General features: G+C 33.3%; 14 protein-coding genes and 1 tRNA gene. 2 read left to right on the top strand and 13 right to left on the bottom strand.

All coding sequences use genetic code 11. The annotated features are described in order from the left end of the window. Window positions 1–138: 138 nt before the first annotated feature. The 8 genes from ES674_RS14580 to ES674_RS14545 all read right to left on the bottom strand — a co-directional run bounded on the left by ES674_RS14580 (window position 139) and on the right by ES674_RS14545 (window position 6,914). Window positions 139–765 (bottom strand): HNH endonuclease, encoded by a 627-nt coding sequence (locus ES674_RS14580; protein WP_148405260.1) that lies wholly within the window; start codon window positions 763–765, stop codon window positions 139–141. Between the two features lie 168 nt (window positions 766–933). Beyond that, the gene (locus ES674_RS14575) at window positions 934–2,019 is read right to left on the bottom strand and encodes an endonuclease NucS domain-containing protein (protein ID WP_148405259.1); all 1,086 of its coding nucleotides are present in this window, start codon (window positions 2,017–2,019) and stop codon (window positions 934–936) included. A 168-nt stretch (window positions 2,020–2,187) separates the two neighbouring features. Next, window positions 2,188–3,021 (bottom strand): FRG domain-containing protein, encoded by an 834-nt coding sequence (locus ES674_RS14570; RefSeq protein ID WP_148405257.1) that lies wholly within the window; start codon window positions 3,019–3,021, stop codon window positions 2,188–2,190. After that, window positions 3,021–3,728 (bottom strand): RipA family octameric membrane protein, encoded by a 708-nt coding sequence (locus tag ES674_RS14565; RefSeq protein ID WP_148405255.1) that lies wholly within the window; start codon window positions 3,726–3,728, stop codon window positions 3,021–3,023. The genes ES674_RS14570 and ES674_RS14565 overlap by 1 nt, the downstream gene beginning before the upstream one ends. A gap of 210 nt (window positions 3,729–3,938) precedes the next feature. Further along, window positions 3,939–4,388 carry a lysozyme family protein gene (locus ES674_RS14560; RefSeq protein ID WP_148405253.1) on the bottom strand — a complete coding sequence of 150 codons (450 nt, stop codon included), beginning with the start codon at window positions 4,386–4,388 and terminating at the stop codon, window positions 3,939–3,941. Window positions 4,389–4,506: 118 nt separating this feature from the next. After that, window positions 4,507–5,229 carry a hypothetical protein gene (locus tag ES674_RS14555; protein ID WP_148405251.1) on the bottom strand — a complete coding sequence of 241 codons (723 nt, stop codon included), beginning with the start codon at window positions 5,227–5,229 and terminating at the stop codon, window positions 4,507–4,509. A gap of 1 nt (window position 5,230) precedes the next feature. Further along, complete coding sequence (locus ES674_RS14550; protein ID WP_148405249.1) at window positions 5,231–6,787, bottom strand: tyrosine-type recombinase/integrase; 1,557 nt, start codon at window positions 6,785–6,787, stop codon at window positions 5,231–5,233. 53 nt (window positions 6,788–6,840) lie between these two features. After that, a tRNA-Met gene (locus ES674_RS14545) sits at window positions 6,841–6,914 on the bottom strand. A gap of 127 nt (window positions 6,915–7,041) precedes the next feature. Here ES674_RS14545 and ES674_RS14540 point away from each other — a divergent pair. Continuing rightward, on the top strand, window positions 7,042–7,428 hold the full coding sequence (locus ES674_RS14540) for an START-like domain-containing protein (protein ID WP_148405247.1): 387 nt from the start codon (window positions 7,042–7,044) through the stop codon (window positions 7,426–7,428). A gap of 55 nt (window positions 7,429–7,483) precedes the next feature. After that, on the top strand, window positions 7,484–8,329 hold the full coding sequence (locus ES674_RS14535; protein WP_148405245.1) for an aminotransferase class IV: 846 nt from the start codon (window positions 7,484–7,486) through the stop codon (window positions 8,327–8,329). Here ES674_RS14535 and ES674_RS14530 read toward each other — a convergent pair. The 5 genes from ES674_RS14530 to ES674_RS14510 form a co-directional block, all read right to left on the bottom strand. After that, a complete protein-coding gene (locus ES674_RS14530) occupies window positions 8,322–8,882 on the bottom strand; it encodes a YqgE/AlgH family protein (RefSeq protein WP_148405243.1) in 561 nt (186 codons plus the stop codon). The two genes, ES674_RS14535 and ES674_RS14530, sit on opposite strands and share 8 nt — an antisense overlap. Window positions 8,883–9,007: 125 nt before the next feature. After that, entirely contained in the window at window positions 9,008–9,283 is a 276-nt protein-coding gene (locus ES674_RS14525) for an HU family DNA-binding protein (protein WP_148405241.1), read from the bottom strand. Window positions 9,284–9,474: 191 nt separating this feature from the next. Then, window positions 9,475–10,425: a methionyl-tRNA formyltransferase gene (fmt, locus tag ES674_RS14520; RefSeq protein ID WP_148405239.1), complete on the bottom strand. Its 951-nt coding sequence runs from the start codon at window positions 10,423–10,425 to the stop codon at window positions 9,475–9,477. Continuing rightward, window positions 10,422–12,329, bottom strand: a complete 1,908-nt coding sequence (locus ES674_RS14515) for a RecQ family ATP-dependent DNA helicase (protein WP_148405237.1) — start codon at window positions 12,327–12,329, stop codon at window positions 10,422–10,424. Before ES674_RS14515 ends, fmt begins: the two co-directional genes overlap by 4 nt. Further along, on the bottom strand, window positions 12,329–12,871 hold the full coding sequence (locus tag ES674_RS14510; RefSeq protein WP_148405235.1) for an AAA family ATPase: 543 nt from the start codon (window positions 12,869–12,871) through the stop codon (window positions 12,329–12,331). Before ES674_RS14510 ends, ES674_RS14515 begins: the two co-directional genes overlap by 1 nt. Between the last annotated feature and the right edge of the window lie 53 nt (window positions 12,872–12,924).

Genomic DNA, 12,924 nt, shown 5'->3' with positions numbered 1-12,924 from the left:
GAAATATTGATAATCCTATCGGAATTATCAACATTTCAACACCACACCATCATCAATATGAGATAATTAAAAAATAAATATTAACTTTGGAGAACTAGGCTAGTGCTTTTCATAGGATACGATGTTGCCCACAGTTTTTTATTCAATATCGTGAATTTTAAACTGTGAAACTATATTCAGATTTTTATTTTCTCCGTGTTCTTTTCCGTGACAACTTTTACAAACCGACATTAAATCTTCAGGTTTTTCATATCCAACTCTTTCGTAAGTTAAATGATGTACAAATTCCGCTTGTGCACCACAACGTTCACATTTATAATTGTTTCTTTTGAAAACATATTCTCTTTTTTTCCTCCACATATTACTTTCCAAATAACCATAATACCATTTTTGGATTGTCCATTCATTAGTATCTTTTTTTCGATCAAACTTTAATTCTTCTACTTTGTCATTAAACACTCTGTAACATTCTCGAAGCTTTTGGTTATAATCTAATTTATCAGAAGATTTTTTAAATGGAAGATTATCAAAATCCACATCTCTTTTCTTATAAGACTTTAAGAATCTATCACATTTTATACATTTTGAAATTACGTGAATTACTCCGCTTTCATATTGGTATTTTGCAATTTCAAATTCGTGTTCGCATTCAATAAATTCATATTTTGGTAATCCGCATTTTCTGCAAAACCAAAGTTTTCCAAATCCATTTTCATATTCGTAGGCGACGCACATTTCCTTTTTACATCTATCACAAGATTTCATTCACATGTCTTGGTTTTAAATTGTGGGCAACGTTTATGTATATGAGCTGTGGCGTGTTTCAGTAAGAACCTATTCAGATAAAAACTGGCTTTGGGAAATCCGCAGGATTTTCCAAGTAGGCACATACCAAGCCATAGCTTATATACTTTGTTGACAGCAGTTTTTCTCTCATATCTGGTTTAGTAGAAACTTCGCTTTTTCCTTAACCTTGTTCGGATAACGATTAGTTTCAATTATATCTCTTAATAAGTTTACAACTAAATCATCCTCTAAATATCTGAATAATCCTGTATTCCAAGCAATTCGTTCTGGATTGTTAGCATTGCTGTAATATTTCCAATATTTTGGACGGTTTGTGTTGAAAATCAACGCAGTCTTTTTGTCGCAATGGAATAACTCGTAGTCATTATTTCCATCATTAACAGGCTCAAAATAATTCATTTGCCCAATTGCGAAAATAAATCTTTCATTTTCGGGTTCTCCAATTTCTCTTGATGTGAATACCCCAATCTTTCCAACTTTAGCACCTAAACATTGTATAGGTTCATTATCGTGTTTTTCTCCGTGATAATGTCCTGCGTAAAAAACAAGTTCTTTTTGCGCAATGCAATCGTGACAAGGCATAAAATCGGTTGATAGTTCGTTTGAATTTGAATACTCAATATCTTGACAGTTTATATCAAAATCAGCCTGAATACCACACCAAGTTCTATGTCGAAAATTGTAGGAAGCGACATTTGGTGAACATACTCCGCTCCAGTTTGAATCTGTATAAGTTACTTTAAATGCAATATTTCCATCTTTTTTTGATTTTGAGGAAAGTGGCTCTTTTATGACATTTTGAGGTAGTTTAAATTCTTTAGCTATCGTTATATTTTGTTCTCTTGTTTTATCTTTAATTTGTTCATATAATTTTTGAATTTCGCTTAAATCAAATTCCAAATATTCAATACCATAATGGTCAAATGCGTTCTTTATACTCGTTGCAATAATTGGCGCTGCTAAAATCACACGACTATTTTTAATCAGACCAGCATATTGCATTGCTTGTCCAACATCTTCTCTTGAAATCGCATCTTTTTTGAGTTCTACCGCAACATTTTTTCCATTTTTGTCTTTAAAAAGCAAATCAATTCTTAATCTATTTTCTAAAATATGTTGACGGGAAATTAGTTCTAAACCTCCTTCAAGTAATTGCTCGTGAAAAATTTCAAAAACATCTTCGATTTGTCTTTCAGATAAATTCAATATCATTTGGTTCGGTTTTTTTTTAATTGCTGGTAACGGTTTTGTGTATGATTAGTGGCGTGTTTAAGCACCTAATTTAGCAAAAAAAACCGAATAGAAAATCCGCGAGGATTTTCGTAAGTAGGCGAGAACCAGCCATTAATTATTCACGGTGTTGCCCATTGGCTTTTCTATTCAGCTCGTTTTTCTTTTATATTTGTCAATTAAGAATATACCTTGATTTTCAAGTTCGGGAAATAATGTTCTATTACTAATTCCAAAAGTTGCTAATTCTTTGAGAATTGCACGTTTTCGATTCGCAGCAATTTCTAGTTTTACTTTTGTTGTCCTGTTTAAAATCCAATCAGTTGGAACTCTGGCAGGTCTAATTTTATTAGCGTCAATTCCAAAAATTAAAAAAGCTCCTTCTTGTTTTAAAATTCGTTCATTATCAAGTTTAACCTTAACAGCAAATACTTGCTCCATATGTTTAGGATTAATCAAATTTTGAAAGTATGGTTTTTCTTCTTTGATTTCGTGCAACAAATATTCAATTGGTGTTGTTTGATTAAATTCTGAAATTTTAGAAGTACTTGTGTCAATTTCAAAATTTTCAGGTCTTTTTGCTATATTAGATAATACGCTTACTACATCACTATCATAATATTTTATATGATTTTTAGGTATTCGCAAATACACAACTTCTCCATCTTTACTGAAATCTTTATTACAAGCAAAATATAAAGCAACTAAAGGGTTTGCAGTAATATCTAAAAGGCGAGTTGGAATGCCATAATGTTGCATTTTGACCAATTTCTCAACTGTAGATTTTGCATTTATAAACTCAAGAGGAACTCGTGAAATTGATTCTTTAAAGATATTATCTTCATTGTAAATAAGTCCATCTCTATAAATACTTGGTTTAAGTTCGAAGTTAATATCAGAATGTCCACGATAATAATTCTCGTATTGGTCAACTATTCCTAGTCTTTTTATTTCATTTATGAAGTTTGTAATATTTTTAACCATTAGTTAGTAGTAGAGTTTTGATTTACAGAAAATTTTCTTTTATAAAACTGAACTTCTCTTTCCCCGAATCTTCCTCTTCCATATCCAGTAATCATCGCAAAAGTAAAATAGATTACAAAAATACTACTTAACCAAACTTGATAATCAATTTGGCTAAAGTCCTTTGTAAAAATAATTATATGTTCAGAAAAATACTTTACGCCTAATATAAACCAAATTGATAAGATAAATCTGCTCACAATTTCATTTATTTTTGAAACCGAAAATGTTTTTGGTGATGTTACTGATTTATATAATGGACCAGTTATTTTATCCTCCAGCATATCTACGTGTATTTCCCAATGACGTTGCCAAACTTTACTTCCCTTATTTGTGAAAGACCAAGCTAGTCCAGTTATAAAACCAATACAAACTATGAAGTAAAGGACTTGTGGATTATTTGTATAAGCATCTGAACCAATTATCGTAAAATATCCTGCGAATGATGCAATTTGGAATGCCCAAAAATAATTTGCTCTTTTCCAATACAATTCGATTTCAAAATTTTTAGCATTCCAAGCCTTATCATATGTTACTTTTATTTGGTCGTAAGTTTTATCCTTTATAAAAGCATTATTATATTCAGCTTCTGTCATTTTTTCCATTTCCGCACCTTCTTTTGTAAATGCAAATGACCAAATGGATTTCAAAAATTCTATAATTATCATTCTAGTTGGGATGTTTTTTAGCTTGTGGGCAACGTATATGTATGGGTAATGGTGTGTTTATATCCGTAATATATACACCACAAATACCATCACATTTCAATCTACAATATAGAAATATAAATTCCTTTGAAAATACGTGTAAATAGATAATTTTAAAGTCATGCTTTATTTTTCATAAATATAATGAAGCTGATTTTAAGAAAACTACGGTTATCCGTAAAATGGCATAAACGAATATTTAACTTCGCCAGTTTCTATGTCAAAATAGGGGAGAGCACCTTGGGTATTAGGTGGTAAATTTTTAACCTTGTGGTAGCGTTTTATTAGCGCTTTTAAATTGGCAATATCACCTTTGGTTGATGGTCTGTTTTGTGGTGCAGTTAAAATATGTTTTAAGGTGTCAGCAGTTAAAGTTCCAATGGCGGAATTTCCAACACCAGAAGCACTCATTTTGTCTATTTTGCCAATGCTTGGCTTATCAATTTTTGCTGATTCAATTGGAACTATTTCAAGACTTTCAACTTTCGTTATTTTAGAAGTGGTTTTTCTAGCATGATGTGCTTTTGATCTACACGTATTACTACAGTATTTTTGGACACGACGTCTTTTTGGCTCAAATTCCTTATAACAATATTCACAAGTGTAAAATTCTGTTTCCATTATTTATGCGTTAAATAAACGTTTGTTTGACGCTTAATTCTTATTTCAACTTTAATTTAGGTTACAACTGTCACCTATTTGACAACAGTTGTAGTCACCTCAAATCTTATGCAATTCTTTATTCCAGATATTCTGCATCAATACCAAACACGGTTTCCAACAAAAAGTTTCTTGCCTTGGCATCTGTCATCAGTGGTTCTTTTTCTTCTTTTTCAATAACTATTTCAGGTTCTTTTGGCTCAATTTTGGGTGGCTCTTCTGCAATTTGTTCAGGTGCTATATCTGACGTTTCTATTTGCTTTATTGGAACATCTTCAATCACATCAGAAACCATATCAATGTACTGATAGGGATCACTTAATTCTTGCGAAATTTGCTCACCAAAATAGCTGTCTAATTCATCCAAATGTTTGTCGAAAGCTTGATGTTGCAAATCAAAAATACTTTGGAGGACAGTAGTTGTTTCTGGTAAATCAATACCCACGTTTTTAGACATCCATAAACTAAAAACCCAATACATGCCTACATGCTCTAAATATTGATCTAAAAAGCGATTGAAAGCTTTTTTAGAAAGTGATTCTTGTTGTTCTAATAACCAATCTAAATTCTCATTTAATAAGTTGCCCTTACCCAACATTCCAAATCCATCCATTTGTGATGGTATTGTGGTAATTTCTCTATCTAAATTGGAATAGGCTATTATATTAACCATTTCGGGCTTTATAATATTGGCTAAAAACGTAGGTTCTATATAATGATAAAACTGTTTAGGAACATAAAAAATATAGCTCCTAAACAGATTATCACGAATGGTATTAAAAACCTGATTCTTTTTATCCATATTATCTCAATAAATCAGAATAATCAGTTGGTAAATGAGCATCAATATCACGCAAGTATTGTTCCAATGCGGTCATAGTTGTATGTCCTGTAATATTCATTAAATTACTCTTGGCTTCAAAAGGCGAACTTGTTTCAGCCAATTTTCGGTATAATTTGGTAATAAACGTATGTCTGAAACTATACAGACCATAATTAGTATTAAGTCCAAATTTCGTTTTGACTATCTTTTTGAATCGTTTTGAGAAAAAATCACGTCTGTTATCGATTTTGGTAGTCCAAGGCTTGCCAATTCCATCAGGCGTAAATAATACACTGTCACCATCCATTAAAGACAAATCGGGTAAGGCTTCCGAAATAATCTCGGGAATAATTTTGGTTTTCAACGGACTATTTTTTGCCTTAAATGACAACGTCTTCGTATCCATGTTTAAATCCTTAACAAGTAAACGGTTAACTTCAATTGGTCGCATGAAATTATAGGAGATAAACTTGATATACAATAGGAGGACAGGGTCTTCTTTTTCCAGATACATAAAAATAGCATCCAACATTTTTGGATCATAACGCTTATGACGTTCTGGTTTGGCTTTTAAAACAGGCGTTTTCCGTATGACGTTTACAGGAATAATTTCGTTATCCTCTAAAACTTGCATCATACTCCCTAAATCCACACGGCTATTGTTTCGACTTCGTGGTGAATTTTTAATTAGATGTTGATTTAAGAAGCCCATCGCTATTTTTCGCGTAATCTGATTGGCATGTTCTACATGTGGATATTCTTCATTTAACCATTTTATAAAAACTTTAGATCTATTTCTATAATCTACAAGTGTTCGTGGCTTGACCAATTTCTCTTTCATGCTTAAAGCAAAATCAAAAGCCTCACGCAAACTCATTTTGGTATCATCCTTTTCTCCAGGTTCTAATTCTGGAGTAGGAGGCGTTTCATAAATTGGTTGTTCTACTTTTGGTGGATAGATTTCTCTTGGTTGTTGATAAACAGGAATTGGCTCTGGTTGTTGATAAACAGGAATTGGCTCTGGTTGTTGATAAACAGGAATCGGTTCTGGTTGTTGATAAACAGGAATCGGTTCTGGTTGTCTTCTTTCAGGAATTGGCGCTTGTAAATTTGACCTTTGTAAAAATGGATGAGGAATCACTTTTGGTTCTATAACAACTGGTTTTGGAGCTAAAAAACCAGGGGACATAGGTGCACACGTTTTGGGTTTTTCAGCCAAAAAACGCTCTAAATTATTTTGGTATGGATTGTAGCCTTCATTTAAAAGTTCAAGAAGTTTTTTCTTGTAAAACGTTAGAGTAATTAAACGCTCCTTTTTGGTTTTCAGCTTGTTAGCTTCGCCGTAGATGTTCTTTTGACGTTCTAATTTACCAGTAATGGGATTACGAAATGCAAAATAAACATACCACCTGCTAGTAAGCTTACCATTGGCAATGTAGATTTTGGGGGTAGAAAAAACTTTTTTGTCTGACAAATCGTGTTCAAAATTGCACTCGCGTTCGTGTTCAAATGTAAGAAATTCATTTAAGTTAAGCATAAAAAAAACGGTTTAGAGTGAACTAAACCGTTATTTGTGCTGTCACACGTCTGTAGCGAGAACGGGGCACGATCCCGTGACCTCTGGGTTATGAATCCAACGCTCTAACCAACTGAGCTACCTCGCCTTTTTCAAGGGTGCAAATATAACAACAAATTTATTCCGTGCAAATTAATTTCAATTAAAAATATTTATTAAAATAGTTTCAATTGTCTTGATATAATGTATATATTGACCAAATAAATTAATTAACTATGGACGAGAAAGTAAAATTTGAAATGGAGTTCCCTATTCAGGCTTCACCTCAATTATTATATCAATATATATCAACACCTTCTGGACTTTCAGAGTGGTTTGCAGAAAATGTAAATTCACGTGGTGAGTTTTTCAAATTTATTTGGGACGGATCCGAAGAGGAAGCCAGTTTGGTAAGTAAAAAAAGTGGGGAGCGTATCAAATTCCGTTGGGATGCTGATGAAGGACAACCCTACTATTTTGAAATCCGTATTCAGGTTGATGAAATTACTAAAGACGTTTCCATTATGATTGTCGATTTTGCTGAAGAAGATGAAGTAGATGAAGCCAAAATGCTTTGGGAAAATCAGATTTCCGATTTAAAACAAGTATTAGGTTCGGCTTAAGGTCTTTTCTATTATAAAACTTATCTTTGTCCCAAATTTATTTGGGACTTTTTTTATGATCAATTTCAACGGAAATATTACAGACAATTTAAATTCTATATCTATTAATAATCGCGGTCTAGCCTATGGTGACGCGGTTTTTGAAACTTTGAAATATTCTCATGGGAATCTGTTATTTTGGGAGGATCATTATTTCCGACTCATGGCTTCTATGCGAATCATGCGCATGGAAATCCCTATGAATTTTACTATGGAATTCCTAGAGAGTGAAATTCAGAAAATACTTGTTGAAAATGAGCTTTCTAATAAAACATCGCGCATAAAACTAACCGTTTTTCGTGGTGAAGGCGGACTTTATAAGCCAACCTCTAAAGAAGTGGGTTATGTAATTGCCGTTAGTCCATTGGAAGTCGATTTCTACCTGATGAATGATGCTCCTTATGAAGTGGATTTATTTAAAGACTTCTATGTAGCGCCTAGTTTATTATCTACCTTAAAAACGAACAATAAAGCTATCAATGTAGTTGGAAGTGTGTATGCCGAAGAAAACAACTTACAAAATGCTTTATTACTAAATACTGATAAAAAAGTAATTGAGGCTTTAAATGGAAATATATTCTTGGTAAAAGGCACAACTATTAAAACGCCGCCACTTGCTGATGGTTGCTTAAAAGGTGTCATGCGTAAACAAATTATAGAACTTATTGCGCAATTGCCAGATTATACCTTTGAAGAAGAATCTATTTCTCCTTTTGAATTGCAAAAAGCAGACGAATTGTTTATTACCAATGTCATAACGGGAATTCAACCCATCAGTAAATACCGTAAAAAAGAATTTACTAATTCAGTCTCAAAAATACTTCTGCAGAAATTACAAGTAAAAATTAGATTGTCTAGTTAAAGCTAGGATCTTCTGGAGCGTTGGACCAAATAGTATAATTACCACCAAATTCCATCATTTTTTCTTTCCAGAAAAACTCATAGTCTTTTTCAATAATTTCGTGTTTGTAGATGTTTTCTGTTACTACCCAAGAGTTAGTTTTTAACTCATCCATAAGTTGATCGGTTTCCCAACCAGAATAGCCCAGGAAAAAGCGGATGTTTTTTTCGCTTATCTGATTATTTGCAATAAGTTCGGCTACTTTATTAAAATCGCCGCCCCAATAAATGCCTAATGATATTTCTACACTATCTGGAATTAAATCCGGAATCTTGTGTATAAAATATAAATTATCTTGCTCCACAGGTCCGCCGTTATAAACCTTAAATTTAGCATTCAATTCTGGTATTAAATCGCTGATAGTGTACTCCAAAGGTTTATTTAAAATAAAACCAATAGAGCCTTCTTCCGTGTGATCTGCTAATAAAATAATGGAACGGTTAAATGAGGTATCGCCAATAATTGAAGGTTCGGCAATGAGCAAATTTCCTTTTTTAGGTATTGTTGAAATCATATAGTTATAGATTTTCTATTATAAATCTAATATTTTTTTTGTTAAAATCAAACAATTCTTTCAATTAATAACAAAAAAAGGCCTTCTAATAGAAGACCTTTTTGTAAAATAAATCGAGATATATTTTAGCTATTTACAGCTCTAGATAAATCTGAACCAGCCTTAAACTTAACTACGTTTTTAGCTTCAATTTTAATAGTTTTTCCAGTTTGTGGGTTTCTTCCATCTCTTGCAGCTCTCTTAGAAACTGACCAAGATCCAAATCCAACTAAAGAAACTCTGTTACCTTTTTGTAAAGCTCCTTCAATTTCAACTAACGCACCTTCTAAAGCCTTCTTTGCAGCCGCTTTAGTAATTCCTGCGTGTTCTGCCATTGCATCGATTAAATCTGTTTTGTTCATAATTTAAAGTTTAATTATTAATGAATTATTGGTTAAACATTTTTGTTAAATCCTTTACAAAATTATACGGATTATTATACCATGCAAGTAATAGCAAGGGAAATACGTGAATTTGTTAATAACTTAACCAATTTGTTAATAAAGGTGGCTTGTTTTGTCTATATTTTGCCAATATCAGCATTCATAAGGGTTTAGAGCATTTTAGCATCCGTATGAAATTCAAAGCCATTTAAAAGGTCCATAATGGGCATTTTTCGCTTTCCTGGAAGTTTTAAATTTTCCACAAAAATATAACCATCTGGGACAGCAACTTTTAGTATTTTTTTAGTAGCGGTAATCTGACCTATTTCTTCTGAATGCGAAATAAGTTCTTTCCGCGTTTCATAAATTTTAATCTCTAATGTTTCGTCATTATTTTTTAAATAACACCAAGCTGAAGGATAGGGGTTTAAACCGCGTACTAAATTATGTACGCGGTTTGCAGATTGGTTCCAATCTATTTTACAATTGTCGCGGTTTAATTTGTTCGCATCTTTTAAATCGCCATGTTCCTGCTGTGGCGTTGTTTTCACAACACCTTTTTCAATTAGCTTTAAAGTATCCACCACTAAACGACTGCCAATTTCCATAAGCGTGTCATGTAAAGTGCCTACATTATCTTCGTCAGTTATGGCCACAGACTCTTGTAAAATCATATCGCCTGTATCAATTTTATCATCTATAAAGAATGTGGAAACGCCTGTTTTAGTTTCCCCATTTATAATGGCCCAGTTAATAGGTGCCGCGCCACGATAGTTTGGTAATAGCGATGCGTGCAAATTAAAGGTTCCTAATGCCGGCATTTGCCAGACGGCTTGAGGTAGCATCCTAAAAGCCACAACCACTTGCACATTGGCTTGAAGTGCTTTTAAACACTCTAAAAAACCTGGATCTTTTAAATTGGTAGGTTGTAAAATGGTTAATCCCTGCTTTAACGCAAATTGTTTCACAGCAGACTCGTTTAATTTTCTACCGCGTCCTGCTGGTTTGTCTGGCGCCGTTATTACACCAACAACTTGATAATTGGCGGCAAGAATAGCGTCTAAAGTGGCTACTGCAAAATCGGGTGTTCCCATAAATACAATGCGTAAATCGGTTTTCATAAATGAGATAATTTGTAAGTGTTAGTTGCTGTTAAGGCAATAATTTGATGTTCTAGCAATAATTGTATAGCGTTGTGAATCTCTTCATCTGAATAGCCTAAAGTTTCTGCCAAAGTTCTGGATGAACAATCCGTTTCTTCCAATTTCATAATAATGGCGTTTTTAATGCTTTTGAAATCGGCCGACGCTTTCTTTTTGGTCTTTTGTGCAATGCAAACAGAGCAAATTCCACAATCGGTCGCATCTTTTTCACCGAAATAGGTGAGGAGTTGCACACTTTTGCAGACATCATTATTGGAAATGTATTTTAAAACATCAGAAACTTGCTTATGTTTTAAATCGTTTTGCTGATTGATAATATGGGTAATGCGGTTGATGGTTTTTTCATCTTCCCGAGGATCTAAAAAGGTAACTTGTGCATCCGTTTTAGAAATTTGTAAACTTATAATTTCATCTTTTTCCAATGTCTTTAAAGCTTCAATTAATTTAGGCTCGCTTACCGAAGCTTTATCGGCCATTTTACTGGTATTTATTTTGGTTTCATGTTCAAAAATACCACCGTAACTTCTTAAAATAGATTTGACAATAATATTCAAACTTTCATGTGTCCGTAAATACTGAAATAATTGGGTGTCTGAAATAATAAACTGGACACTAGTTTGCTTATTGAATTGGGTGCTTAAAGCAATGATGCTGGTTCTATCTAAAGTTTGCAAAGCATTATATGCAATTAGCGGATTGAAATTATAGGTTTTACAGAAATGATTAAAATTGAAATCTTCAACCAAACCAACACCTTCACCATAAGAAATTTGAAAATAATTACAGAGTTTACGGTAAACTTGTTTCATAAAATCTACACTGGGCAACACGTTTAAAAACTGCTCTTCTAATTTACTTTTGTCCGTATTATTTTTCAAAATGACAGCGAATGCTTTTTCGCCATTTCTGCCACCACGTCCTGCTTCCTGGAAATAACTCTCTAAACTTTCTGGTAAATTTAAATGAATAACGGTTTTAACGTTGGGCTTGTCAATACCCATTCCAAAAGCATTAGTAGCCACCATGATCAGTTTTTTCTCTTGTAACCAATCCTGTAATTTGGTGTCTTTTTCGGCATTGGATAAACCACCATGAAAATAAGTAGCTGAAAAACCTTTGGTTTCTAAAAACTGACTGATTTCAATAGTCGCCAAACGATTTCGAACATAAATAATGGAAGGTGCGTCGTTTTTCTTTAAAATACGTTCCAAATGGTAATGCTTATCCGTGGCATCAAAAGTCATATAGGCCAAATTATCCCGTTTAAAAGATTGTTTTAAAACCTGGGGACTAATAAAATCCAATTCTTTAATAATATCTTCAACAACTTCAGGCGTTGCCGATGCTGTTAACGCAATGCAATTAACCATGGGTTGCAACTCCCGCAACAACTTAATATTTTTATAGGCTGGACGGAAATCATTTCCCCATTGCGAAATACAATGGGCTTCATCAATAGCTATTAAATTTACAGGCATTTGCCGAATCCGGTCTTGTACTAATTCCTGTTGTAAACGTTCTGGCGATAAATAAAGAAATTTATAATTTCCATAAATACAGTTATCCAACATGGTATCCACTTCGTTGTAATGAATACCACTAGTCAAAGCCATGGCTTTAATACCTCGTTGTTGTAAGGCTTGCACTTGATCCTTCATCAGCGCTACCAATGGTGAAATAACAATGCAAATACCATCTTTAGCCAAGGCAGGCACTTGAAAGCATAAGGATTTTCCACCGCCAGTTGGCATAAGGGCAAAGGTATCCTCCCCATCTAAAACGGCATTAATAACACGTTCTTGAAGCGGCTTAAAACTGGTGTAGTTCCAATAGCGCTCCAGTATATCTATAGGCTGTTGCATTATAAATTTTTAACAACATTCAATATATAATCACTTCTATTTTCAATGGTATCAAACGGAACATCTAGTAAATTGTAACCGTATTTCTCATAGGTTTTTAGTAAATTATCATGAATTTCAACGGCTTGATTGAAATTTTCATAGCGTTCACTATCGCTTATAAATATATCTTGCCATGGTTTTAAGATAAAAGCTAAGTCATAAAAGTGATTTTTACAGCTTTCTTCGAAATTTCCGGGTATCGAATCGCCAATAAAATCCATATATGCCAAAACGTCGGGAATACCACGATCTAGAAAAACAACGCTTTCATGTTGGGTATTGGCTTGATTAAATTGTGCTTCACGGCCTTCCAGAAGCATTTCACTAAAGAGCAAAGGCTGGGTTAAAAAAAGCTGTTCTACGCCGTCTTCTCTAGCTTTTAAGGTTACTTGACGTGATATTTCGTCCAGACAAACATAGCCTCGATCCTTTAATTCGTTAATGATGGATGTTTTTCCAGTGCCTGGACCTCCAGTGATAACTATTTTCTTTATATTCAAATTGGCAAGATTTTGGATGTAAAAATCGGAATTAAATTGGAAACTAAAAAATG

It is taken from the genome of Bizionia myxarmorum (assembly GCF_008086205.1).
Lineage (GTDB): Bacteria > Bacteroidota > Bacteroidia > Flavobacteriales > Flavobacteriaceae > Algorimicrobium > Algorimicrobium myxarmorum.
This window is presented reverse-complemented; position numbering and strand designations above follow the sequence as displayed.